At 69.6% G+C, this 22,504-nt stretch carries 37 protein-coding genes; 34 read left to right on the top strand and 3 right to left on the bottom strand.

Annotated elements, in window-relative coordinates; genetic code table 11:
* Nucleotides 1-489: 489 nt before the first annotated feature.
* From rpsJ to rplQ, 32 genes are all read left to right on the top strand, one after another.
* Nucleotides 490-798, top strand: coding sequence for a 30S ribosomal protein S10 (rpsJ, locus tag ACYVDA_RS09570; RefSeq protein ID WP_008360994.1), 309 nt, complete (start codon nucleotides 490-492; stop codon nucleotides 796-798).
* Nucleotides 799-805: 7 nt separating this feature from the next.
* Entirely contained in the window at nucleotides 806-1,477 is a 672-nt protein-coding gene (gene rplC / locus ACYVDA_RS09565) for a 50S ribosomal protein L3 (RefSeq protein WP_460817659.1), read from the top strand.
* Nucleotides 1,474-2,145: a 50S ribosomal protein L4 gene (rplD, locus tag ACYVDA_RS09560; RefSeq protein WP_460817657.1), complete on the top strand. Its 672-nt coding sequence runs from the start codon at nucleotides 1,474-1,476 to the stop codon at nucleotides 2,143-2,145. Before rplC ends, rplD begins: the two co-directional genes overlap by 4 nt.
* Nucleotides 2,142-2,447 (top strand): 50S ribosomal protein L23, encoded by a 306-nt coding sequence (gene rplW, locus ACYVDA_RS09555; protein WP_460817655.1) that lies wholly within the window; start codon nucleotides 2,142-2,144, stop codon nucleotides 2,445-2,447. Before rplD ends, rplW begins: the two co-directional genes overlap by 4 nt.
* A 29-nt stretch (nucleotides 2,448-2,476) precedes the next feature.
* Nucleotides 2,477-3,313 (top strand): 50S ribosomal protein L2, encoded by an 837-nt coding sequence (rplB, locus tag ACYVDA_RS09550; protein WP_460817654.1) that lies wholly within the window; start codon nucleotides 2,477-2,479, stop codon nucleotides 3,311-3,313.
* Nucleotides 3,314-3,329: 16 nt separating this feature from the next.
* Complete coding sequence (rpsS, locus tag ACYVDA_RS09545; protein WP_460817652.1) at nucleotides 3,330-3,611, top strand: 30S ribosomal protein S19; 282 nt, start codon at nucleotides 3,330-3,332, stop codon at nucleotides 3,609-3,611.
* 28 nt (nucleotides 3,612-3,639) lie between these two features.
* The gene (rplV, locus tag ACYVDA_RS09540; protein ID WP_460817649.1) at nucleotides 3,640-4,080 is read left to right on the top strand and encodes a 50S ribosomal protein L22; all 441 of its coding nucleotides are present in this window, start codon (nucleotides 3,640-3,642) and stop codon (nucleotides 4,078-4,080) included.
* Complete coding sequence (gene rpsC / locus ACYVDA_RS09535) at nucleotides 4,080-4,928, top strand: 30S ribosomal protein S3 (protein WP_460817647.1); 849 nt, start codon at nucleotides 4,080-4,082, stop codon at nucleotides 4,926-4,928. Before rplV ends, rpsC begins: the two co-directional genes overlap by 1 nt.
* 5 nt (nucleotides 4,929-4,933) lie before the next feature.
* Nucleotides 4,934-5,353, top strand: a complete 420-nt coding sequence (rplP, locus tag ACYVDA_RS09530) for a 50S ribosomal protein L16 (protein ID WP_460817644.1) — start codon at nucleotides 4,934-4,936, stop codon at nucleotides 5,351-5,353.
* Nucleotides 5,353-5,595 carry a 50S ribosomal protein L29 gene (rpmC, locus tag ACYVDA_RS09525; RefSeq protein ID WP_460817642.1) on the top strand — a complete coding sequence of 81 codons (243 nt, stop codon included), beginning with the start codon at nucleotides 5,353-5,355 and terminating at the stop codon, nucleotides 5,593-5,595. Before rplP ends, rpmC begins: the two co-directional genes overlap by 1 nt.
* A complete protein-coding gene (gene rpsQ / locus ACYVDA_RS09520; protein WP_460817639.1) occupies nucleotides 5,592-5,864 on the top strand; it encodes a 30S ribosomal protein S17 in 273 nt (90 codons plus the stop codon). The genes rpmC and rpsQ overlap by 4 nt, the downstream gene beginning before the upstream one ends.
* Before the next feature lie 10 nt (nucleotides 5,865-5,874).
* On the top strand, nucleotides 5,875-6,243 hold the full coding sequence (gene rplN / locus ACYVDA_RS09515; RefSeq protein WP_460817637.1) for a 50S ribosomal protein L14: 369 nt from the start codon (nucleotides 5,875-5,877) through the stop codon (nucleotides 6,241-6,243).
* A gap of 1 nt (nucleotide 6,244) precedes the next feature.
* Nucleotides 6,245-6,601 carry a 50S ribosomal protein L24 gene (gene rplX / locus ACYVDA_RS09510; RefSeq protein ID WP_460817636.1) on the top strand — a complete coding sequence of 119 codons (357 nt, stop codon included), beginning with the start codon at nucleotides 6,245-6,247 and terminating at the stop codon, nucleotides 6,599-6,601.
* Entirely contained in the window at nucleotides 6,601-7,200 is a 600-nt protein-coding gene (rplE, locus tag ACYVDA_RS09505; protein WP_460817633.1) for a 50S ribosomal protein L5, read from the top strand. Before rplX ends, rplE begins: the two co-directional genes overlap by 1 nt.
* A 1-nt stretch (nucleotide 7,201) precedes the next feature.
* Nucleotides 7,202-7,387 carry a type Z 30S ribosomal protein S14 gene (locus tag ACYVDA_RS09500; RefSeq protein WP_091729424.1) on the top strand — a complete coding sequence of 62 codons (186 nt, stop codon included), beginning with the start codon at nucleotides 7,202-7,204 and terminating at the stop codon, nucleotides 7,385-7,387.
* Between the two features lie 112 nt (nucleotides 7,388-7,499).
* A complete protein-coding gene (rpsH, locus tag ACYVDA_RS09495; protein ID WP_460817630.1) occupies nucleotides 7,500-7,904 on the top strand; it encodes a 30S ribosomal protein S8 in 405 nt (134 codons plus the stop codon).
* A gap of 23 nt (nucleotides 7,905-7,927) precedes the next feature.
* The gene (rplF, locus tag ACYVDA_RS09490; RefSeq protein WP_460817627.1) at nucleotides 7,928-8,467 is read left to right on the top strand and encodes a 50S ribosomal protein L6; all 540 of its coding nucleotides are present in this window, start codon (nucleotides 7,928-7,930) and stop codon (nucleotides 8,465-8,467) included.
* Entirely contained in the window at nucleotides 8,467-8,850 is a 384-nt protein-coding gene (rplR, locus tag ACYVDA_RS09485; RefSeq protein ID WP_460817625.1) for a 50S ribosomal protein L18, read from the top strand. The genes rplF and rplR overlap by 1 nt, the downstream gene beginning before the upstream one ends.
* A gap of 36 nt (nucleotides 8,851-8,886) precedes the next feature.
* On the top strand, nucleotides 8,887-9,507 hold the full coding sequence (rpsE, locus tag ACYVDA_RS09480) for a 30S ribosomal protein S5 (protein ID WP_460817622.1): 621 nt from the start codon (nucleotides 8,887-8,889) through the stop codon (nucleotides 9,505-9,507).
* Nucleotides 9,507-9,689, top strand: a complete 183-nt coding sequence (gene rpmD / locus ACYVDA_RS09475; RefSeq protein ID WP_460817620.1) for a 50S ribosomal protein L30 — start codon at nucleotides 9,507-9,509, stop codon at nucleotides 9,687-9,689. The genes rpsE and rpmD overlap by 1 nt, the downstream gene beginning before the upstream one ends.
* On the top strand, nucleotides 9,689-10,132 hold the full coding sequence (gene rplO / locus ACYVDA_RS09470) for a 50S ribosomal protein L15 (RefSeq protein ID WP_460817618.1): 444 nt from the start codon (nucleotides 9,689-9,691) through the stop codon (nucleotides 10,130-10,132). Before rpmD ends, rplO begins: the two co-directional genes overlap by 1 nt.
* Nucleotides 10,133-10,279: 147 nt before the next feature.
* Nucleotides 10,280-11,575: a preprotein translocase subunit SecY gene (gene secY, locus ACYVDA_RS09465; protein WP_460817616.1), complete on the top strand. Its 1,296-nt coding sequence runs from the start codon at nucleotides 10,280-10,282 to the stop codon at nucleotides 11,573-11,575.
* Nucleotides 11,575-12,150, top strand: coding sequence for an adenylate kinase (locus tag ACYVDA_RS09460; protein ID WP_460817614.1), 576 nt, complete (start codon nucleotides 11,575-11,577; stop codon nucleotides 12,148-12,150). The genes secY and ACYVDA_RS09460 overlap by 1 nt, the downstream gene beginning before the upstream one ends.
* A gap of 17 nt (nucleotides 12,151-12,167) precedes the next feature.
* Nucleotides 12,168-13,007, top strand: coding sequence for a type I methionyl aminopeptidase (map, locus tag ACYVDA_RS09455; protein ID WP_460817612.1), 840 nt, complete (start codon nucleotides 12,168-12,170; stop codon nucleotides 13,005-13,007).
* Between the two features lies 1 nt (nucleotide 13,008).
* On the top strand, nucleotides 13,009-13,740 hold the full coding sequence (locus ACYVDA_RS09450; protein ID WP_460818150.1) for a glutamine amidotransferase: 732 nt from the start codon (nucleotides 13,009-13,011) through the stop codon (nucleotides 13,738-13,740).
* A gap of 258 nt (nucleotides 13,741-13,998) precedes the next feature.
* The gene (gene infA / locus ACYVDA_RS09445; RefSeq protein WP_056536352.1) at nucleotides 13,999-14,220 is read left to right on the top strand and encodes a translation initiation factor IF-1; all 222 of its coding nucleotides are present in this window, start codon (nucleotides 13,999-14,001) and stop codon (nucleotides 14,218-14,220) included.
* Nucleotides 14,221-14,248: 28 nt separating this feature from the next.
* Nucleotides 14,249-14,362 (top strand): 50S ribosomal protein L36, encoded by a 114-nt coding sequence (gene rpmJ, locus ACYVDA_RS09440; RefSeq protein WP_008361054.1) that lies wholly within the window; start codon nucleotides 14,249-14,251, stop codon nucleotides 14,360-14,362.
* A gap of 188 nt (nucleotides 14,363-14,550) precedes the next feature.
* Complete coding sequence (gene rpsM / locus ACYVDA_RS09435) at nucleotides 14,551-14,925, top strand: 30S ribosomal protein S13 (protein ID WP_460817611.1); 375 nt, start codon at nucleotides 14,551-14,553, stop codon at nucleotides 14,923-14,925.
* A 61-nt stretch (nucleotides 14,926-14,986) separates the two neighbouring features.
* Nucleotides 14,987-15,394 carry a 30S ribosomal protein S11 gene (rpsK, locus tag ACYVDA_RS09430; RefSeq protein WP_056681707.1) on the top strand — a complete coding sequence of 136 codons (408 nt, stop codon included), beginning with the start codon at nucleotides 14,987-14,989 and terminating at the stop codon, nucleotides 15,392-15,394.
* A gap of 28 nt (nucleotides 15,395-15,422) precedes the next feature.
* On the top strand, nucleotides 15,423-16,031 hold the full coding sequence (gene rpsD / locus ACYVDA_RS09425) for a 30S ribosomal protein S4 (RefSeq protein ID WP_460817608.1): 609 nt from the start codon (nucleotides 15,423-15,425) through the stop codon (nucleotides 16,029-16,031).
* Nucleotides 16,032-16,108: 77 nt separating this feature from the next.
* The gene (locus ACYVDA_RS09420; protein ID WP_460817607.1) at nucleotides 16,109-17,122 is read left to right on the top strand and encodes a DNA-directed RNA polymerase subunit alpha; all 1,014 of its coding nucleotides are present in this window, start codon (nucleotides 16,109-16,111) and stop codon (nucleotides 17,120-17,122) included.
* A 79-nt stretch (nucleotides 17,123-17,201) separates the two neighbouring features.
* The gene (rplQ, locus tag ACYVDA_RS09415; protein WP_460817604.1) at nucleotides 17,202-17,957 is read left to right on the top strand and encodes a 50S ribosomal protein L17, sunset domain variant; all 756 of its coding nucleotides are present in this window, start codon (nucleotides 17,202-17,204) and stop codon (nucleotides 17,955-17,957) included.
* Nucleotides 17,958-18,041: 84 nt separating this feature from the next.
* On the opposite strand, the gene ACYVDA_RS09410 is transcribed toward rplQ, so the two are convergent.
* Together ACYVDA_RS09410 and ACYVDA_RS09405 are read right to left on the bottom strand one after the other, a co-directional pair.
* Nucleotides 18,042-19,754 carry an NAD(P)/FAD-dependent oxidoreductase gene (locus ACYVDA_RS09410; protein ID WP_460817601.1) on the bottom strand — a complete coding sequence of 571 codons (1,713 nt, stop codon included), beginning with the start codon at nucleotides 19,752-19,754 and terminating at the stop codon, nucleotides 18,042-18,044.
* Between the two features lie 82 nt (nucleotides 19,755-19,836).
* Nucleotides 19,837-20,424, bottom strand: coding sequence for a hypothetical protein (locus tag ACYVDA_RS09405; protein ID WP_460817599.1), 588 nt, complete (start codon nucleotides 20,422-20,424; stop codon nucleotides 19,837-19,839).
* A 71-nt stretch (nucleotides 20,425-20,495) separates the two neighbouring features.
* On the opposite strand from ACYVDA_RS09405, the gene truA reads away from it, so the two are divergent.
* Nucleotides 20,496-21,329: a tRNA pseudouridine(38-40) synthase TruA gene (gene truA / locus ACYVDA_RS09400; protein ID WP_460817595.1), complete on the top strand. Its 834-nt coding sequence runs from the start codon at nucleotides 20,496-20,498 to the stop codon at nucleotides 21,327-21,329.
* Between the two features lie 31 nt (nucleotides 21,330-21,360).
* Here truA and ACYVDA_RS09395 read toward each other — a convergent pair whose 3' ends face one another.
* Nucleotides 21,361-21,792 (bottom strand): single-stranded DNA-binding protein, encoded by a 432-nt coding sequence (locus ACYVDA_RS09395; RefSeq protein WP_460817593.1) that lies wholly within the window; start codon nucleotides 21,790-21,792, stop codon nucleotides 21,361-21,363.
* Between the two features lie 111 nt (nucleotides 21,793-21,903).
* Between ACYVDA_RS09395 and ACYVDA_RS09390 the strand changes: the two genes are divergently transcribed.
* Entirely contained in the window at nucleotides 21,904-22,503 is a 600-nt protein-coding gene (locus tag ACYVDA_RS09390; RefSeq protein ID WP_460817591.1) for a class I SAM-dependent methyltransferase, read from the top strand.
* Nucleotide 22,504 lies beyond the last annotated feature (1 nt).

Genomic DNA, 22,504 nt, shown 5'->3' with positions numbered 1-22,504 from the left:
GGAATAGTCGTCCGGGGCCCCCGGCGGTGGGTAGTAGGACATCTGGCTCCCGGATCGTTCGGCGGCCCGCACCCGTGACGGGCCGCTCTGGCGACCGGCCTACGGTCACGCGGGGCCCATCCTGCCAGCCGGGACGCGGCGGGGGAGCCCGAACCGATTTGGCGTACGGCGTGGACCTCTGTCAAGATGGTGCGGTTGCCTCAGCGGGTTCGCCGGGGCGCGGACATTGACTGATGAACAGGTTCTCCTGATGCCACCTCGCGGTGGCGGTCGTCGTCGCGTGTCCGCGCCGCACCAGGAGAGCTCGTTCAGCCCGGATCCCGGGTGCCGCACCAGCAACGATCAGCACGGTGGGCTGCGTCGCGCCACGAGCACAATGCGCGACACGCCCGACCGCGGGGGTCGGAGGAGCGGGAAGCAGGGCGGGTCACCTCGACGAGGGGGCCCGAGACAGATTTCGTTGGGACTACGAAGTAAGGACGTTGTTTGATGGCGGGACAGAAGATCCGCATCAGGCTCAAGGCCTATGACCACGAGGTGATCGACACCTCGGCGCGGAAGATCGTGGACACCGTGACTCGCACGGGCGCGAAGGTGGCCGGCCCGGTGCCGCTGCCGACGGAGAAGAACGTCTACTGCGTCATCCGCTCGCCCCACAAGTACAAGGACTCCCGCGAGCACTTCGAGATGCGCACCCACAAGCGCCTCATCGACATCATTGACCCCACGCCGAAGACGGTCGACTCGCTCATGCGTCTCGACCTGCCTGCCGGCGTCGACATCGAGATCAAGCTCTGAGGTCGTCATGGCTCACACTTTCGAACGCAACCTGAAGGGGCTGCTGGGCACCAAGCTCGGCATGACCCAGACCTGGGACGAGAACAACCGCATCGTCCCCGTCACCGTGATCGCGGCCGGCACCAACGTGGTGACCCAGGTCCGCACCCCCGAGAAGGACGGCTACAACGCCATCCAGATCGGCTTCGGCGAGATCGACGGCGCCAAGGTCACCAAGCCCTCCGCCGGTCACTTCGGCAAGGCCGGGGTCACCCCCCGCCGCCACGTGACCGAGATCCGGACGAACGACGCCGCGTCGTACGCCGTGGGTCAGGAGCTCGGCCCGGACCTGTTCGCCGCCGGCCAGGACGTCGACGTCACCGGCACCAGCAAGGGCAAGGGCTACGCCGGTGTCATGAAGCGTCACGGCTTCCACGGCGTCGGCGCCTCCCACGGTGCCCACCGCAACCACCGCAAGCCCGGCTCCATCGGCGCCTGCGCCACCCCCGGTCGTGTCTTCAAGGGCACCCGGATGGCCGGCCGCATGGGTAGCGACACGATCACCACCCAGAACGTCACCGTGCACGCCGTGGACGTCGAGAAGGGCCTGATCCTGCTCAAGGGTGCCGTCCCCGGCCCCAAGGGTGGCCTCATCGTCATCCGCTCGGCTGCGAAGAAGACCGAGGAGGCCGGCGCATGAGCGCGAAGACCGTGAACGTCGATCTCCCCGCGGAGATCTTCGGCGTCGAGACCAACATCCCGCTGATCCACCAGGTCGTCGTGGCCCAGCAGGCCGCGGCCCGCCAGGGCACGCACGCGACCAAGACCCGCGGCGAGGTCCGCGGCGGTGGTCGCAAGCCCTACAAGCAGAAGGGCACCGGCCGCGCCCGCCAGGGCTCGACCCGCGCGCCGCAGTTCGTCGGCGGTGGCGTCGTGCACGGCCCGCAGCCGCGCGACTACGACCAGCGCACGCCCAAGAAGATGAAGGCCGCCGCCCTGCGCGGTGCCCTCTCCGACCGGGCCCGCTCGGGTCGCATCCACGTCGTGGAGTCGCTGGTCACCGGCACCGTCCCCTCGACCAAGGCCGCCGTCGCGGCGCTGGTCGACCTCTCGGGCCACCGGCGTCAGCTGGTCGTCCTGGAGCGCGACGACACCGTCACCTGGCTCTCGCTGCGCAACGTCGCCTCGGTGCACCTGCTGGCCGTCGACCAGCTGAACACCTACGACGTGCTGCTCTCCGACGACGTCATCTTCACCCAGGGCGCCTACGACTCCTTCGTCAACGGCACCGCCGCGTCGTCGCACCGTTCCGCCACCGTCGTCGAGGCCCCCGGCAACGACGCCGAGAACGCCGAGGAGGCGAAGTGAGCACCCTGCACAAGGACCACCGCGACGTCCTGATCGCGCCGGTCGTGAGCGAGAAGAGCTACAGCCTCCTCGACGCGAACAAGTACACCTTCCTGGTGCACCCCGACGCCAACAAGACCGAGATCAAGATCGCGGTCGAGAAGATCTTCGACGTCAAGGTCACCTCGGTGAACACCATCAACCGCGTGGGCAAGACCCGTCGCACGCGCACCGGTCTGGGCAAGCGCAAGGACACCAAGCGCGCCATCGTGAGCCTGGCCGAGGGTCACCGCATCGACATCTTCACCGGCCCGGTCGGCTGACCGGGTCGAAGAGGAGCTGAGGAACTCACATGGCTATCCGCAAGTACAAGCCGACCACGCCGGGCCGTCGTGGCTCGTCGGTCGCCGACTTCGTCGAGATCACCCGCACCACGCCGGAGAAGTCCCTGGTCAAGCCGCTGCCCAAGAAGGGTGGCCGCAACAACCAGGGCCGGATCACGACGCGGCACCAGGGCGGCGGGCACAAGCGTGCCTACCGGATCATCGACTTCCGTCGCTACGACAAGGACGGGGTGCCGGCCAAGGTCGCGCACATCGAGTACGACCCCAACCGCACCGCGCGCATCGCGCTGCTGCACTACGCCGACGGCGAGAAGCGCTACATCATCGCGCCGCTCAACGTCGTGCAGGGCACGGCCCTCGAGGCGGGTCCCACGGCTGACATCAAGCCCGGGAACAACCTGCCCCTGCGCAACATCCCGGTCGGCACCACGATCCACTGCATCGAGCTGCGTCCCGGCGGCGGCGCCAAGATCGCCCGCTCCGCCGGCAACAGCGCCCAGCTGGTCGCCAAGGAGGGCTCGCGGGCCCAGCTGCGGATGCCGTCGGGCGAGATGCGGTACGTCGACGTGCGCTGCCGCGCCACCGTCGGTGCCGTGGGCAACGCCGAGCAGTCCAACATCAACTGGGGCAAGGCCGGCCGCATGCGCTGGAAGGGCAAGCGCCCCACCGTCCGTGGTGTCGTCATGAACCCGGTCGACCACCCGCACGGTGGTGGTGAGGGCAAGACCTCCGGTGGTCGCCACCCGGTCTCCCCCTGGGGCAAGCCCGAGGGCCGCACGCGCAAGCGCAAGGCCAGCGATGCCCTGATCGTCCGTCGCCGCCGCTCCGGCAAGAACAAGCGCTGAGTAGGGAAGAAACCAGATGCCTCGCAGCCTGAAGAAGGGCCCGTTCGTCGACGACCACCTGATGAAGAAGGTGGACACGCAGAACGACGCCGGGACCCACAACGTGATCAAGACGTGGTCGCGTCGCTCGATGATCGTGCCGGCCATGATCGGCCACACGCTCGCCGTGCACGACGGACGCAAGCACGTCCCCGTCTTCGTGACCGACTCCATGGTCGGCCACAAGCTCGGCGAGTTCGCACCGACCCGCACCTACCGCGGGCACGTCAGGGACGACCGGAAGAGCCGCCGCCGCTGACGCGGGGGCTACAGGAGAGATAGAGACTATGACCGTAGGAGAACGTGGGCGCACCAGTGCCCGTCGTGACTCGTTGCTCGGTGACCAGCCGGGTGCGTTCGCCAGTGCTCGCTTCGTCCGGATCACCCCGATGAAGGCGCGCCGGGTCGTGGACATGGTCCGCGGCCTGCCCGTGGACGACGCCCTGGCCCTGCTGCAGTTCGCGCCGCAGGCCGCCAGCGAGACCGTCTACAAGGTGCTCGAGAGCGCCGTCGCCAACGCGACCACCACGGAGGACCTCGACCGAGGTGCCCTGGTCGTCAGCAAGGCGATGGTCGACGAGGGCCCGACGATGAAGCGGTGGCGTCCGCGTGCGCAGGGCCGGGCCACCCGGATCAACAAGCGCACCAGCCACATCACGCTGGTGGTGCAGACGGCCGACCAGGTCGCCCTCACCGCCGGCCCGAAGACGAAGGGACGGAAGGCCTGATGGGTCAGAAGATCAACCCGAACGGGTTCCGCCTCGGCATCTCGACCGACCACAAGAGCCGGTGGTACGCCGACAAGCTGTACAAGAGCTACGTCGGCGAGGACGTCGCCATCCGTCGCCTGCTGTCCAAGGGCATGGAGCGCGCCGGCATCGCCAAGGTCGAGATCGAGCGCACCCGTGACCGGGTCCGCGTCGACATCCACACCGCCCGCCCCGGCATCGTCATCGGTCGCCGCGGCGCCGAGGCCGACCGCCTGCGCGGCGAGCTGGAGAAGCTCACCGGCAAGCAGGTGCAGCTGAACATCCTCGAGGTGAAGCAGCCCGAGATCGACGCGCAGCTGGTCGCCCAGGGCGTCGCCGAGCAGCTCGCCGGTCGCGTGCAGTTCCGTCGTGCGATGAAGAAGGCCATGCAGACCTCGATGCGCTCCGGTGCCAAGGGCATCCGGATCCAGTGCTCGGGTCGTCTCAACGGCGCCGAGATGTCGCGCTCGGAGTTCTACCGCGAGGGCCGCGTGCCCCTGCACACCCTGCGCGCCGACATCGACTACGGCTTCTACGAGGCCAAGACCACCTTCGGCCGCATCGGCGTGAAGGTCTGGATCTACAAGGGCGAGGTCGCGGGCACCCGCGCCGAGCGCGAGGCCCAGGCTGCTGCCCGGGCCGGTGCGCCCGGTCGTGGCCGTGGCGGCCCCGGCGGTGCTCGTGGCGACCGTGGCGGCGACCGGCCGACCCGCGGCACCCGCGGCGACCGTCCGGCTCGCACCGACGCTCCCGCGGCGGACTCCGCTGCGCCGACCGCTTCCGCAGCGCCGGCCGAGGCCGCCGCTTCCACCAACGGGGAGGGCTGAGCGACATGTTGATGCCCCGCAGGGTCAAGCACCGCAAGCAGCACCACCCCAAGCGCACGGGCGCGGCCAAGGGCGGCACGAAGCTCTCCTTCGGTGACTTCGGCATCCAGGCCACCGAGCCCGCCTACGTGACCAACCGTCAGATCGAGTCCGCTCGTATCGCGATGACGCGTCACATCAAGCGTGGCGGCAAGGTGTGGATCAACATCTACCCCGACCGCCCGCTGACCAAGAAGCCGGCCGAGACCCGCATGGGTTCCGGCAAGGGCTCCCCCGAGTGGTGGGTCGCCAACGTCAAGCCCGGACGCATCATGTTCGAGCTGTCCGGCGTCCCCGAGGACGTGGCCCGCGAGGCCATGCGCCGCGCGATCCACAAGCTCCCGATGAAGTGCAAGTTCGTCACTCGTGAAGCAGGTGATTTCTGATGGCAACCGCACACGACATGGACGACCTGACCAACGTCGACCTCGAGGGCAAGCTGCGCGAGGCCAAGGAGGAGCTCTTCAACCTCCGGTTCCAGGCGGCCACCGGCCAGCTCGAGAGCCACGGCCGCCTGCGCGCGGTCAAGAAGGACATCGCCCGGATCTACACCGTGGTGCGTGAGCGCGAGCTCGGCATCCGGACGGCCCCGGGCTCCACCACCGAGTCCGAGGAGGTCGGCGCATGAGCGAGAACGCTACGGAGAACCGCGCCGCACGCAAGGTCCGCGAGGGCCTGGTCGTCAGCGACAAGATGGACAAGACCGTGGTCGTGTCCGTAGAGGACCGCGTCAAGCACGCGCTGTACGGCAAGGTGCTGCGCCGCACCAGCAAGCTCAAGGCCCACGACGAGCAGAACGACTGCGGCGTCGGAGATCGTGTCCTGATCATGGAGACCCGCCCCCTCAGCGCGACCAAGCGCTGGCGCGTGGTGGAGATCCTCGAGAAGGCGAAGTAGGAGACAGACCATGATCCAGCAGGAGTCGCGACTCAAGGTCGCCGACAACACGGGTGCGAAGCAGATCCTCTGCATCCGCGTGCTCGGCGGCTCTGGTCGGCGCTACGCCGGCATCGGCGACGTCATCGTCGCCACCGTCAAGGACGCGATCCCGGGCGGCAACGTCAAGAAGGGCGACGTCGTCAAGGCCGTGATCGTGCGCACCACCAAGGAGCGCCGCCGTCCCGACGGTTCTTACATCCGCTTCGACGAGAACGCCGCAGTGATCCTCAAGGGCGACGGTGAGCCCCGTGGCACGCGCATCTTCGGCCCCGTGGGCCGCGAGCTGCGTGACAAGCGCTTCATGAGGATCATCTCGCTGGCGCCGGAGGTGCTCTGAGATGAGCGTCAAGATCAAGAAGGGCGACACCGTCAAGGTGATCGCCGGCAAGGACAAGGGCGTCTCGGGCAAGGTCATCCAGGTGCTCCGCGAGGAGCAGCGGGTGGTCGTCGAGGGCGTCAACCTGATGAAGCGCCACACCAAGGCGGCCAACCAGGGCGGCGCGGCCGGGAGCACCGGCGGCATCGTGACCTCCGAGGCCCCGATCCACGCCTCCAACGTGATGGTCGTCGAGGGTGAGGGCACGACCCGCCTCGGCTCCAAGCGCGTGGAGGTCGAGAAGCGCCGTTCCGACGGGTCGACGTACAAGGCCACCCGTGGCGTGCGCGTCTCCCGTAAGACCGGAGAAGAGATCTGATGACTGAGGCAATGACCGAGATCAACAACGACCAGTCGGCCGAGCAGACCGCAGGGCCCCGCATGAAGGCCCGGTACCGCGAGGAGATCCTCCCCGCGATGCGCGAGCAGTTCGGCTACGCCAACGTCATGCAGGTCCCCGGCCTGACCAAGATCGTGGTCAACATGGGTGTGGGCGAGGCTGCCCGCGACTCCAAGCTGATCGAGGGCGCCGTGCGCGACCTCACCGCGATCACCGGCCAGAAGCCGCAGGTCACCAAGGCCCGCAAGTCCATCGCCCAGTTCAAGCTGCGCGAGGGCATGCCGATCGGCGCCCACGTGACGCTGCGCGGCGACCGCATGTGGGAGTTCCTCGACCGCCTGCTGGCCCTGGCGCTGCCCCGCATCCGTGACTTCCGCGGTCTCTCGGACCGTCAGTTCGACGGCCGTGGCAACTACACCTTCGGCCTGACCGAGCAGGTGATGTTCCACGAGATCGACCAGGACCGCATCGACCGCTCGCGCGGCATGGACATCACCGTGGTCACCACGGCGACGAACGACGACGAGGGTCGCGCGCTGCTGAAGAAGCTCGGCTTCCCGTTCAAGGAGAACAACTGACATGGCGAAGACTGGACTGAAGGTCAAGGCGGCCCGCAAGCCGAAGTTCGCGGTGCGCGGCTACACCCGCTGCCAGCGCTGCGGCCGGCCCAAGGCGGTCTACCGCAAGTTCGGCCTGTGCCGGATCTGCCTGCGGGAGATGGCCCACCGCGGCGAGCTCCCCGGCGTCACCAAGAGCTCCTGGTAACCACCTCGACGCAGGCCTCTCGGCCTGCCTCGTCCCCGCACACATCAACGATCGCTCCAGGTCGACCCGAGACTCGGGTCGAAACCAGGGTGGAGAAAGGGCCGATACGGCCATGACCATGACTGACCCGATCGCAGACATGCTGACGCGTCTGCGCAACGCCAACCAGGCGTTCCACGACTCCGTGAGCATGCCCCACAGCAAGCTCAAGGAGGGCGTCGCCCAGATCCTCAAGCAGGAGGGCTACATCACCTCCTTCGAGGTCGCCGACCACGAGGACGTCGTGGGCAAGACCCTCGAGATCCAGCTGAAGTACGGCCGCAACCGCGAGCGCTCCATCGCCGGCGTGCGCCGGATCAGCAAGCCCGGCCTGCGCGTCTACGCCAAGAGCACGGGCCTGCCCAAGGTGCTCGGTGGCCTCGGCGTCGCGATCATCTCGACCAGCCAGGGTCTGCTCACCGACCGTCAGGCCAACAGCAAGGGCGTGGGTGGGGAAGTCCTCGCCTACGTCTGGTGACCAGGAAGCTGAGGTAGAAGCACATGTCACGCATCGGCAAGCTGCCCGTCCCGGTCCCGTCCGGGGTCGACGTGCAGGTCCAGCAGCAGCTCGTCACGGTCAAGGGCCCCAAGGGCACCCTGTCCCACGTCGTCGCTGAGCCCATCACCGTCGAGAACGCCGAGGGCACCCTCGAGGTCAAGCGTCCCGACGACCACCGCAACAGCCGTGCCCTCCACGGTCTGACCCGGACCCTGATCAACAACATGGTCCTCGGCGTCACCCAGGGGTACGAGAAGAAGCTCGAGATCGTGGGCGTGGGTTACCGCGTCCTGTCCAAGGGCCCGACCCAGCTGGAGTTCCAGCTCGGGTACTCGCACTCGATCACGTTCAACGCCCCCGACGGGATCACCTTCACCGTCGAGAGCCCCACCAAGCTCGGTGTCCAGGGCATCGACAAGCAGCTCGTCGGCGAGGTCGCCGCCAACATCCGCAAGCTGCGGAAGCCGGAGCCCTACAAGGGCAAGGGCGTCCGCTACGCGGGCGAGCAGATTCGCCGCAAGGTCGGAAAGGCTGGTAAGTGATGGCCATCTCACTCAAGCGAGGCAAGCACACCGCTGCCCGCGCCGCGTCCCGCACGCGTCGTCAGATCCGTGGTCGCAAGAAGGTCAACGGCACCTCCGAGCGTCCGCGCCTGGTGGTCACCCGTTCCTCGAAGCACATCACCGTGCAGGTCGTCGACGACCTGGTCGGCAAGACCCTGGCGTACGCCTCGACGATGGAGGCCGACGTGCGCTCCACCGACGGGGACAAGACCGCCAAGGCCCGCAAGGTCGGTGCACTCGTCGCCGAGCGCGCCAAGTCCGCCGGTGTCGACGGTGTGGTCTTCGACCGCGCCGGCAACAAGTACCACGGTCGCGTCGCGGCCCTCGCGGACGGCGCCCGCGAGGGCGGCCTGACCTTCTGATCACGTCAGCTTCAAGAAACTGGAAGAGGTAGAACCATGAGCGGACCCCAGCGCGGACAGCGCTCCGGCGGTGAGCGCCGCGGCGGCCGTGACGGTGGTCGTGGCGGCCAGCAGGAGAAGAGCCAGTACATCGAGCGCGTCGTCGCGATCAACCGTGTCGCCAAGGTCGTCAAGGGTGGTCGTCGCTTCAGCTTCACCGCCCTGGTGATCGTCGGCGACGGCGACGGCATGGTCGGTGTCGGCTACGGCAAGGCCAAGGAGGTGCCCGCGGCGATCGCCAAGGGCGTCGAGGAGGCGAAGAAGAGCTTCTTCCGCGTCCCCCGCATCCAGGGCACCATCCCTCACCCCGTCCAGGGTGAGAAGGCGGCCGGCGTCGTGTTCCTGCGCCCCGCCTCCCCGGGTACCGGCGTCATCGCCGGTGGTCCGGTGCGTGCGGTGCTCGAGTGCGCCGGCATCCACGACGTGCTGAGCAAGTCGCTCGGCTCCTCCAACCAGATCAACATCGTGCACGCCACGGTGGCCGCGCTGAAGGGTCTCGAAGAGCCCGAGGCCGTGGCCGCTCGTCGTGGTCTGCGCGTCGAGGACGTCGCCCCGGCCGCACTGCTGCGCGCCAAGGCCGAGGTCCCGGAGGGCGTCAGCCAGGAGGTGCCGGTCTGATGGCACGCTTGAAGGTCGAGCAGAAGAAGTCCGGCATCGGCCGCAACCAGAACCAGCGCGACACCTTGCGCTCGCTGGGTCTGAAGCGGATCGGTGACGTGGTCGTCAAGGAGGACCGTCCCGAGTTCCGGGGCATGGTCCACACCGTCCGTCACCTGGTGACGGTCGAGGAGGTTGACTGATGTCGTCGTTGAAGCTGCACCACCTGCGCCCGGCTCCGGGTGCCAAGACCGCCAAGACCCGTGTGGGTCGCGGTGAGGGTTCCAAGGGCAAGACGTCGGGACGTGGCACCAAGGGCACCAAGGCCCGCTACCAGGTCCCGGTGGCGTTCGAGGGTGGCCAGATGCCCATCCACATGCGCCTGCCCAAGCTGAAGGGGTTCAAGAACCCGTTCAAGGTCGAGTTCCAGGTCGTGAACCTGGACCGGATCTCCGCGCTGTTCCCCGAGGGCGGCACGGTCGGGGTCTCCGAGCTCGTCGCCCGCGGTGCGGTGCGCAAGGGCCAGCCCGTCAAGGTGCTGGGCCAGGGTGAGATCACCGTCGCGGTCCAGCTGACCGCGGACAAGTTCTCCGCCTCCGCCAAGGAGAAGATCGCGGCTGCCGGTGGCACCGCGACCGAGCGCTGAGGCTGCACCACACATCTCGCCGACAGGGCAGGAAGATCCTCACGGACCAGTCCGTGGGCGGTCCTCCTGCCCTGTTAGGCTTCCACGGATCTGGTCCGGGTGGACTTCTGCGCCGGGGTCGACGCGTCACCATCGAAAGAGGAGCTCGTGCTAGGGGCATTCGTCAACGCTTTCCGCACGCCGGACCTGCGCAAGAAGCTGCTGTTCGTGCTTCTGATCGTGGCCATCTTCCGGCTCGGGTCCCAGATCCCGATCCCGGGTGTCGACGTGCCCAACGTGCAGAGCTGCCTGGCTGACAAGAACAACAGCAGCCTCTACGGCCTGATCAACGTCTTCTCCGGCGGTGCGCTGCTGAAGCTGACGATCTTCGCGCTCGGGATCATGCCGTACATCACGGCCAGCATCATCCTGCAGCTGCTCGTCGTGGTCATCCCACGGCTCGAGGCGCTGAAGAAGGAGGGTCAGTCCGGGCAGACCAAGATCACCCAGTACACCCGCTACCTGACGCTGGCGCTCGCGATCCTCCAGGGCACCGGCATCGTGGCCCTGGCGCGGACCAACAACCTGCTGCAGAACTGCAACAAGGACCTCCTCTACGAGGACACCACCTTCCAGGCGATCTTGATGGTCGTCACGATGACCGCCGGCACCGCCGTGATCATGTGGCTCGGCGAGCTGGTCACCGACCGCGGCATCGGCAACGGCATGTCGATCCTGATCTTCACCCAGGTCGTCGCCACCTTCCCGGCCGCCCTGTGGGGCGTGCAGAAGGCCAAGGGCCCCTACGTCTTCGGCGCGGTGATCCTGGTCGGGCTCGTCGTGATGGCGGCCGTGGTCTTCATCGAGCAGGCCCAGCGCCGCATCCCCGTGCAGTACGCGCGCCGGATGGTCGGGCGCAAGATGTTCGGCGGCTCCTCGACGTACATCCCCCTGAAGGTCAACCAGGCCGGCATCATCCCGGTCATCTTCGCCTCGAGCCTGCTCTACCTGCCGGCCATGGCGGTCCAGTTCAACGCCGGGTCCACCAACCCGGTGCTCGAGTGGGTCCAGCGGTACTTCGTGCGGGGCGATCACCCGCTGTACATGCTGGCCTACTTCCTGCTGATCATCTTCTTCACGTACTTCTACGTCGCCATCACCTTCAACCCCCAAGAGGTGGCCGACAACATGAAGCAGTACGGCGGTTTCATCCCCGGGATCCGGGCGGGCAAGCCGACCGAGGAGTACCTCAACTACGTCCTCACCCGCATCACGCTGCCAGGTGCTCTCTACCTCGGTCTGCTGTCCCTGATCCCGCTGATCGCCCTGGTGGTCGTCCAGGCCAACCAGAACTTCCCGTTCGGCGGCACCTCGCTGCTGATCATGGTCGGTGTCGCCCTCGACACGGTGAAGCAGATCGAGAGCCAGCTCCAGCAGCGCAACTACGAAGGATTCCTGCGTTAATGCGACTCATCCTGATGGGGCCCCCCGGGGCCGGCAAGGGCACCCAGGCCAGCCGTGTGGCCGAGCAGTTCGCCATCCCGGCGATCTCGACCGGCGACATCTTCCGCGAGAACGTGTCCAAGGGCACCGAGCTCGGCGTCAAGGCGGGTGAGTACATGGACGCGGGGGAGTACGTCCCCGACGACCTCACCAACCGGATGGTCCGCAACCGCATCGACGAGGACGACGCCAAGCCCGGCTTCCTGCTCGACGGCTACCCACGCACCCTGGCCCAGGTCGAGGAGCTCGACGGGATGATCAAGTTCACCGGGCACCAGCTCGACGCGGTCGTCGTGCTCACGGTCGACCCGGAGGAGCTCGTGCAGCGCCTGCTCCAGCGCGCCGAGACCGACGGCCGCTCCGACGACACCGAGGACGTCGTGCGCCGCCGCCAGGAGGTGTACGCCGAGCAGACCGAGCCCCTGATCGAGGTCTACCGCGAGCGTGGCCTGCTCCACGAGGTCGACGGCATGGGCGAGGTCGACCAGGTCACCAAGCGCGTCTTCGCGGCCCTGTCCGACGTCAGCCCGAGCTGAGCCGAGGGACACGTCCCATGGGGTGGCGCGACCGCGGCATCGAGATCAAGACACCGGAGCAGATCGCCCTGATGCGGGTGGCGGGCCGGCTCGTGGGGGAGACCCTCGAGCTGCTGCGCGACCACGTGCGCGCGGGCGTCAGCACCGGTGAGCTCGACGCGCTCGCCGAGGAGCACATCCGCGGCGCCGGTGGCGTTCCGTCCTTCAAGGGCTACAGCCACCCGCCATTCCCGGCCACGATCTGCGCCTCGGTCAACGACCAGGTCGTGCACGGGATCCCGGGGGAGCGCGTCCTGGTCGACGGGGACGTCATCTCCATCGACTGCGGCGCGATCGTCGACGGCTGGCACGGCGACGCCGCGATCACCGTCGGCGTCGGCGAGGTCCGCGACGACGTCCGCGAGCTGATGCGGGTCACCGAGGCCTCCATGTGGGCCGGGATCGCGGCCGCCCGGCTGGGCGGCCGGGTCTCCGACATCTCCCACGCCGTCGAGACCTCGGTGCGCTCCCAGCCTCACCCCACCGGCGGGAGCTTCGGCATCCTGGAGGACTTCACCGGTCACGGCATCGGGACCGCGATGCACCAGCCGCCCAACGTGCCGAACTTCGGCCGCCCCGGGCGGGGTCCCAAGCTCGAGCTGGGCCTGGCCCTCGCGGTCGAGCCGATGGTGACGCTGGGCAGCAAGGACACCCTGGTCGACGACGACGACTGGACCATCGTCAGCGACGACGGGAGCTGGGCCGCGCACTTCGAGCACACCTTCACCCTCACCCCCGACGGCGCGTGGGTCCTGACCGCGCTCGACGGCGGCCGGGAGATGCTGGGCCGGCTCGGCGTGCCCTACGGCGGGGACTGACCTGCTCCCGTTCCTGCTGCTCTCCATCCGCGCCGAGCCCGAGGCCGCCGAGGACGAGTACGCCTCCTTCCTGCGGTTCACGGGCCTGGATCCCCACGAGCTGCCCCGGCGGGTGCTCTGCGAGGAGCGCCTGGGGCGGGTGGACCTCGACTCGTTCAGCGGGGTCCTCCTCGGCGGCGGGCCGTGGAACGCCAGCGACCCCGAGGACTCCAAGTCCCGCGCCCAGGTCGAGGCCGAGGCCGACCTCGCGGTGCTGCTCGACGAGGTGGTCGAGCGCGACCTGCCGTTCCTCGGGGCGTGCTACGGCATCGGGGTGCTCGGGACGCACCAGCGCGGGGTGGTCGACCGGTCCTTCCCCGAGCCGGTGGGCCCATTGTCGGTGGCGCTGACCCCGGAGGGGCGGGCCGACCCGGTGTTCTCCGGCGTACCCCGTGAGTTCGCGGCGTACGGCGGGCACAAGGAGTCGTTGCTCGAGCTGCCGTCCGGTGCCGTGCGGCTGGCGACCTCGCCGGCGTGCCCGACCCAGGCGTTCCGGGTGGGCCGCCACGTCTACGCGACGCAGTTCCACCCCGAGCTCGACCTGGCGGGGGTGTGCACCCGGATCGAGGTCTACCAGCACGCGGGCTACTTCGACCCCGCCGAGGCCGAGACCCTCAAGGAGCGCTCGCGCGCGGTTCCCGTCGAGCATCCGATGACGGTGCTGTCGCGGTTCGTGGAGCTGCACGCACGCTGAGGGGGCCGCGATTGGCGGTGGGGAGGCGTTTCCGCGTACACTCGACTCTTGGCCCAACGTGGGCTTCGTTTCGTGGTGCCTAGCGGCTGCCCGACGAGCGTGATCTCGATGCTGAGGCGTCGCGGTCGTGCGCTCAGGGGTTCGTGCACCAGCGATCGTCCCACGAGGTCCACCACCCTGGTCGCAGCGTGCTGTCCCGGGGTGGGCGGTTCCCGGGCCACACGGTAGGCACGACATCGACAACAGATTGCGGAGGACATGCCGAAGAAGGAAGGCGTGATCGAGATGGAGGGCTCCGTCGTGGAGGCCCTCCCCAATGCCATGTTCCGGGTGGAGCTCTCCAACGGACACAAGGTGCTCGCCCACATCAGCGGCAAGATGCGCCAGCACTACATCCGGATCCTCCCCGAGGACCGCGTCGTGGTGGAGCTCTCCCCCTACGACCTCACCCGAGGTCGCATCGTCTACCGCTACAAGTAAGTAGCCGACTCGAAGAGAAAGGGCTGACATGAAGGTCAACCCGAGCGTCAAGAAGATCTGTGACAAGTGCAAGGTGATCCGTCGCCACGGCCGCGTCATGGTGATCTGCGAGAACCCGCGTCACAAGCAGCGCCAGGGCTGAACCAGCCCGCTGCGTCACAACTGAACACCACCATCACCATGTGATCGCTACGGGACCACGACGAGCTCGCTCGTCCTGGTCCCCACCACCTCCGGAGCGGATGGCCGGAGCCTGGCTCGAGGAACCCCTCGGGACCGCCAGGACGCGACACGACCAGACCACCGTGCACACACAAGAAGGGCCACCACATGGCACGCCTCGTCGGTGTCGACCTCCCGCGCGAAAAGCGCATCGAGATCGCACTCACCTACATCTACGGCATCGGCCGTACCCGCTCCCAGCAGCTTCTGGCCGTCACCGGCATCGACCCGAACGCTCGGGTCCACACGCTGAACGACGACGACCTGGTCAAGCTCCGCGACGCCATCGAAGCGGACTACAAGATCGAGGGTGACCTCCGTCGCGAGGTCCAGGCGGACATCCGCCGCAAGATCGAGATCGGCAGCTACCAGGGCCGTCGTCACCGCATGGGCCTGCCCGTGCGTGGACAGCGCACCAAGACGAACGCTCGCACCCGCAAGGGCCCCAAGCGCACCGTCGCCGGCAAGAAGAAGGCGAAGTGACCTCAGGCTCCGCCTGACGATCACCGCCTCGAACTGACCCCAGAAGACTCAGGAGTACTGCATGCCCCCCAAGAGCCGCACCGCGGCCGGCGCCAAGAAGGTGCGCCGCAAGGAGAAGAAGAACATCGCTCAGGGCGAAGCCCACATCAAGAGCACGTTCAACAACACCATCGTCACCATCACCGACCCCACCGGTGCGGTGATCTCGTGGGCCTCGGCCGGCACCGTCGGCTTCAAGGGCTCGCGCAAGTCCACCCCGTTCGCCGCGCAGATGGCCGCCGAGGCCGCTGGTCGTCGTGCGATGGACCACGGGATGAAGAAGATCGACGTCTTCGTCAAGGGCCCGGGCTCGGGCCGCGAGACCGCGATCCGCTCGCTGGGTGCGATCGGCCTCGAGGTCGGCACCATCCAGGACGTCACCCCCACCCCCCACAACGGTTGCCGCCCGCCCAAGCGCCGGCGCGTCTGACCCGAGACTGAACAGGAGACTTTGACCCATGGCTCGTTACATCGGCCCCATGACCAAGAAGTCGCGCCGTCTCGGTGTCGACCTCGTCGGTGAGGACAAGGCGTTCGAGAAGCGCCCCTACGCCCCCGGGCAGCACGGCCGGACCCGCATCAAGGAGTCCGAGTACCGCAACCAGCTGCAGGAGAAGCAGAAGGCCCGCTTCACCTACGGCGTGATGGAGAAGCAGTTCCACAACTACTACGAGGAGGCGGCCCGCCGCAGCGGCAAGACGGGTGACAACCTGCTGCAGCTGCTCGAGTGCCGTCTGGACAACGTGGTCTACCGCGCCGGGTTCGCCCGCACGCGTCGCCACGCCCGTCAGCTCGTCGTGCACGGCCACTTCCGCGTCAACGGCCACAAGGTCGACATCCCGTCGTACCAGGTGGACGCCCACGACATCATCGACGTGCGCGAGAAGAGCCTGGAGATGACCCCGTTCATCGTGGCTCGCGAGACCCACGGCGACCGGATCGTCCCGGCGTGGCTCGAGGCCATGCCGTCGCGGATGCGCATCCTCGTGCACTCGCGCCCGCTGCGTGCGCAGATCGAGCTGCCCGTCCAGGAGCAGCTCATCGTCGAGTACTACTCGAAGAAGTAACTCCCTCCTCCATCCGCTCAACCACCTGTGAGTTCGAGTCCGTCATATAGCGGAGGGGCTCGGAAAGGACACCACCAGTGCTCATCGCTCAGCGCCCGACACTCTCTGAAGAGGTCGTCAACGAGTTCCGCTCGCGGTTCGTCATCGAGCCGTTGGAGCCCGGCTTCGGCTACACCCTCGGCAACTCCCTGCGTCGCACCCTGCTCTCCTCCATCCCGGGCGCGGCCGTCACCAGCATCAAGGTCGACACGGCTCTCCACGAGTTCTCGACCATCGAGGGTGTCAAGGAGGACGTCACCGAGATCATCCTCAACCTCAAGGGCCTCGTCGTCTCCAGCGAGCACGACGAGCCGATCGCCATGGTCCTGCGCAAGTCCGGGGCCGGCGTGATCACCGCCGCCGACATCGAGGTGTCGTCCGGCGTCGAGGTGCACAACCCCGACCTGAAGATCGCCACGCTCAACTCCAACGGCAAGATCGAGATGGAGCTGATCGTGGAGCGTGGCCGCGGCTACGTCTCCTCGGTGCAGAACAAGGGTGCCGACAACGAGATCGGCCGCCTGCCGGTCGACTCGATCTACAGCCCCGTGCTGAAGGTGACCTACAAGGTCGAGGCCACCCGCGTCGAGCAGCGCACCGACTTCGACAAGCTCGTCATCGACGTCGAGACCAAGGCCTCGATCAGCCCCCGCGACGCGATCGCGTCGGCGGGCAAGACCCTGGTCGAGCTGTTCGGTCTGGCCCGTGAGCTCAACGTCGAGGCGGAGGGCATCGACATCGGCCCGTCGCCCGTCGACGAGCAGCTGGCCCAGGACCTCGCCCTCCCGGTCGAGGACCTGAACCTGACCGTCCGGTCCTACAACTGCCTCAAGCGCGAGGGCATCCACACCGTGGGTGAGCTCATCAGCCGCTCGGAGCAGGACCTGCTCGACATCCGCAACTTCGGTGCGAAGTCGATCGACGAGGTCAAGGCCAAGCTGGTCGAGATGGGTCTGTCCCTCAAGGACAGCGCCCCCGGCTTCGACCCGGCGACCGCCCTGGCGGCGTACGACGACGACGACGACTCGTTCGTCGAGGACGAGCAGTACTGAGCCGAAGGCTCAGCCCCTCGCACAACCAACCTGCCTCTACTCCGGTACCTGACACGGCCGGGGAGAATCGAGAAGAACCATGCCTACCCCCAAGAAGGGTGCCCGCCTCGGCGGTAGCCCGGCCCACCAGCGCCTGATCCTGTCGAACCTGGCGACGGCGCTGTTCGAGCACGGCCGGATCACCACCACCGAGGCCAAGGCGCGCACGCTGCGCCCGGTCGCGGAGAAGCTGATCACCAAGGCCAAGAAGGCCGACCTCGGCACCGTCGAGAGCCTGCACCACCGTCGCGAGGTCCTCAAGACCATCCGCGACAAGTCGGTCGTGCACCAGCTCTTCACCGAGATCGCGCCGACCTTCGCCGAGCGTCCCGGTGGCTACACCCGCATCACCAAGCTGGGCCCCCGCAAGGGCGACAACGCCCCCATGGCGGTCATCGAGCTGGTGACCGAGGCGTTCACCCCGGGCACCGCGTCCTCGTCGCGCTCGACCAGCACCTCGGCCCCGGCCGCGGTGTCCCAGCCGGCCGCTGACGCGCCGGCCGAGGTCGTCGCCACCGACGAGTCCGGCACCGAGCAGGTCGTGGAGACCGAGCCCACCGAGGTGAGCGCGGCGCAGGACCAGGCCGAGACCGACGGGGAGTCGGCCTACCCCGGCTCGCACGCCCCGCTGGCCGACCCCGAGGAGGTCCCCGAGGGCTTCCCGGTCAAGGGCAACGAGGACTCCAAGAAGTTCCACGAGCCCGACGGCCAGTGGTACGCCCAGACGGTGGCCGAGGTGTGGTTCGACTCCGCCGAGTCCGCCGAGGCCGCCGGCTTCACCAAGGCCGGCGCCTGAGCACCCAGCCCTGACGCAGCACCCCGCAGGGCCCCTCACCACGGCGTGGTGAGGGGCCCTGCGGCGTTCCCGGTCGTACGCCGCTCAGCCGGTGCCGTGGTCGAGCGCGGCCAGGTGGGCGTGCACGAGCGGGACCACGCTGGCGCCCTCGCCCGAGGCCGCGGCCACCCTCTTCATCGAGCCGGCCCGGATGTCGCCCGCGGCGAACAGGCCCGGGACCGTCGTGGCCAGGTTGGCGGGAGGCAGCCCGTCGGTCCACCGGTCCGTGGGGACGTCGCGGCCGGTGAGCACGAAGCCGCGCTCGTCGCGGGCCACGTCGGGCGGCAACCAGTCGCAGCGGGGCTCGGCGCCGAGCAGCAGGAACAGGCCGCCGGCCTCACGGCGGGTCACCTCGCCGGTCTCGAGGTCGCGCAGGTCCACCCAGGCGAGCCGTCCCTCGCCACCGGCCCCGACGACGGCGGTGCAGGGCTGCACGGTCACCGAGGGCAGGTAGTGCATCTCGCGGACCAGGTAGTCCGACATCGTCTCGCGCACGTCGCGGCGGCGCACGAGGAGGGTGACGGAGCGGGCGAACCGGGCCAGGTGCAGGGCCGCCTGGCCCGCGGAGTTGCCGCCGCCCACCACGAAGACGTCGCGGCCCTCCATCTCGGGGGCCGCGCTGACCGTGGCGCCGTAGTGCACGCCCAGACCGACCAGCTCCTCGGCCGAGTCGACGCCCAGGCGGCGGTAGTCGACCCCGGTGGCCACGAGCACCGAGCGGGCCCGCACCTGGCCGCCGTCGGTGAGGACGGTGTGCGGCTCCCCGACGGCACCGGGGACCACGTCGACCGCCGGCCACCCGGTGAAGAAGCGGGTCCCGAAGCGCAGGGCCTGGCTCCGGGCGCGCTGGGACAGCCGCATGCCCGAGATCCCGCGGGGGAAGCCCAGGTAGTTGCGGATCATCGAGCTGGTGCCGGCCTGCCCGCCCACGGCGCCGGCCTCCAGGACGACCGTGGACAGGCCCTCGGAGGACCCGTAGACGGCCGCGGCCAGTCCGGCGGGGCCGGCGCCCACGACGACCAGGTCGACCACCTCGTCGACGTCGACCTGGTCGGGAGCGCCGTAGATGGTGGCCGCCAGCTCCTGCACCGACCGGGGCTGGCTGGTGCGACCGCCCAGGGCGGAGACCAGGGGGAGCTCGGCGTCGTGCTCGTGGCCCCCGGCGGCGTGGCGGGCGACGATCTCCAGGCCGAGGTCGGAGTCGGGCGCGACGACCTCGGCCGGCATCCCCATCTGGTAGGCGAAGTCGCGCAGGGCCACGGTGACGGCGTCGAGGCGGGCGGAGACGATGTGGACCGTGGGGACGACCGGCGCGGTCGAGCCCCAGTCGGACAGCATCTCGGTGACGGCGGTGTGGAACTCCTCGTCGCGCACGCCGCGCGGCATCAGCAGGTAGGCGTCGTACTTGCCGGTGGCCAGGCCCGGACGGAGCTCGTCGGCGCGCAGCCGGAAGTGCTCGTGGTGCGCGGCGACGAGCCGGCGGGCGCGCGGGGCCTGCGCCCGCCAGGCCGACAGGGCGCGCAGGACGTGGGCGTCGGGCAGCTCGGTCTCGGTGACCACCAACGCGACCGGTCCGAGGGTGTCAGCCGTCAGCAGAGCGGTCGTGGAGGCGGCGTCCGTCGTGGTGCGCACGTCGTAGTCGTGGGTGTAGCGGGCGAACTGCGCCTCGAGGACGTCGGCGTGGTGCGGCGCGCACAGGACGACGACCGGGCGTGGCTGGTCGGTGGAGGCCGGGGGCTCGGGGGTCGCGGAGCTCATGGCCCCATCCTCCCCGACCTGTCGAGCAGGGCGCGCCTCCTCGGCCCTGCTCAGCCCCCCCACCCGCGCCGAGGAGGTCGGGTCAGCGCTGGTGGACGTCGAGGCGGAGCAGCCGGCTGGCCAGGTCGACGCCGGGGCCGAGCAGGACGATCACCGCGACGGTGCCGGCACCGAGGGTGGCCCCCAGCGCCCAGCCGACCAGGGCCCCGCCGCCCTGGACCGCGCTGTAGCTCCAGCGGAACGGCACCGGCGGGTCCCAGGCCAGGGCCGCCCCCTCCGCGGGGCCCGCTCCCAGCTGGGTGCCGAGGTAGGCCGCGATCCCGACCGCGAGCACCGGGAAGGCCGCCGCCAGGAGCAGGACCTGCCCGAGCAGCGACGACGGGGTGCTGATCACGGGCAGCAGCAGCGACACGCTCACCCCGACCACCACGACCTGCACCACGGTGCCCAGACCCGGCGGGACGCGACGCAGGGCGGCCAGGACGAGGAAGAGCACGCTCACGCCGAGGTTGGCCACCACGAAGGGGACGCCGGAGGACAGGGCCACACCGTTGACCAGGGTGGAGTAGCCGTCGGAGCCCAGGTCGGCCCGCAGGAGCAGGGTCACCCCGAGCCCGAGGACCAGGCAGCCCGCGACCAGCTGCAGGAGGCGGGGCAGGGGGGCGCGCACGAGGGAGAGCCTCTCACCGGGGCGTCGCCCCGGCCCGCGCCGGGCCCGGTCGGTGGGGGAGGATGCGGGGCGTGCGACTGCGACTCGACCTCGCCTACGACGGGACCTCCTTCCACGGCTGGGCCGCCCAGACGGGCCTGCGCACCGTGCAGGGCGAGCTGGAGCAGGCCCTGCGGATGGTGCTGCGCACCGACCAGGCCCGGCTGACGGTCGCCGGACGCACCGACACCGGGGTCCACGCCCGCGGCCAGGTCGCCCACCTCGACCTCGAGCCGGACCTCCTCGAGGCGGCGCGGGGACGCAGCCGGGAGGACGCGACGGCGACCCTGACCCGGCGGCTGAACGGGACCCTGGACCCCGACCTGCGGATCCACCGGGTCAGCGCCGCGCCCGAGGGCTTCGACGCCCGGTTCAGCGCGGTGTGGCGCCGCTACGCCTACCGCGTCGCCGACGGCCCCGAGCTGGTCGACCCGCTGACCCGCTCCCACGTGCTGGTCCACGACCGGCGGCTGGACCTCGAGGCCATGAACGCGGCGGCGTCGGGGCTGCTGGGCCAGCAGGACTTCGCCTCGTTCTGCCGCAAGCGGGTCGGGGCCACCACGATCCGGACCCTGCTCGACCTGCGGTGGGAGCGCGACCCCGCGGGGCTGGCGGTGGCCACGGTGCGCGCGGACGCGTTCTGCCACCACATGGTGCGGTCCCTGGTGGGCTGCCTGGTCGCGGTGGGTGAGCACCGCCAGCCCGCGGACTGGGTCCACGAGGTGCTGGCGGGCCGGCGGCGGGACCCGTCGGTCAAGGTCGCCCGGGCCCACGGGCTGACCCTGGAGGAGGTCGCCTACCCCGACGACGCCCAGCTGGCCGCCCGGGCCCGGGAGTCCCGGGCCGTGCGCACGCTGGAGGCCTGAGGGCCGGCCCCGGCGCGGGTCGCCGCGGGGCTCACCCGGGATCTCGGACCGCACGCCGGGCCTCGACCTCGTAGCGGCTGGCCCGGCCGGCGCCGGCCGCGAAGAAGCGTCGTCGCAACGAGCCCTCGACGCGGACCGCGTCGCCCGCGGAGAGCTTCAGGGCCGACCGCCGCACCCGGGCACCCCAGCACGCCACGTCGATCACGTCGACGGCCCGCTTGGTGCTGCCCCGCTCGGGTGGGCGGTCGACGATCACCCGGAAGGTGACCAGGCGGTCGCCGCTGGGCAGCTCGCGCTCCTCGGGCGTCGCGCTGACCCGGCCGGTCAGGACGACCTCGTTGAGGTGGGGCGAGGCGGTCGCCGGGGCGACCGGTGGTGCGGGCGGGTCGGGGGCGCCGACGGCGTCGGGCACGTCGGCGGGGGGCGTGATCTCGAGGTCCTCGGTCGTGGCGGGTGCGCTCATGACGGGCAGCCCACCTGCTCGCTCCGGGCGGCACCAGCGGCGTACGACGGGCTGTGGAAAAGTGGGTCCTCGCAGCACCCTGTGGACCGTCGCGACGCGAGGAGGAGAGGCGTGGAGGAGCACTACTTCACCGCCGACCCCAGCACCCCCTTCAAGCGGGCGCCGGTGCGCGCGCACGTGTGGGGCCACTGGCTGGAGCTGACGTCGGGGTCCGGGGTGTTCGCCCAGGGGCGGGTCGACGTCGGGACCGGCGTGCTGCTGCGCGAGGAGGGTCCGCCCGAGGGCGCCCGCGAGGTGCTCGACCTCGGGTGCGGCTACGGCGTGATCGGGCTCGCCATCGCGGTCGCGGTGCCCGAGGCCCGGGTCACGGCCGTCGACGTCAACGAGCGCGCCCTGCTGCTCGCGCAGGAGAACGCCGAGCGCCTCGGGGTGGCGGACCGCTTCCGGGCGCTGACCCCCGACCAGGTCGACCCGGGGGCGGCGTACGACGAGATCTGGTCGAACCCCCCGATCCGCGTGGGCAAGGACGCCCTGCACGAGCTGCTGCTGCAGTGGCTGCCGCGCCTGACCCGTGAGGGGCGGGCGGTGATGGTGGTGGGCAAGAACCTCGGCGCCGACTCGTTGACCCGCTGGCTCGAGGAGCAGGGGTTCCCGACCGAGAAGCTGAGCAGCGCCAAGGGCTTCCGGGTGCTGGAGTCGCACCGGGCCTGAG

Source organism: Nocardioides korecus (assembly GCF_054778395.1).
The sequence above is the reverse complement of the archived record's forward strand: the minus strand, read 5'-3'. Positions and strand labels throughout refer to the sequence as shown.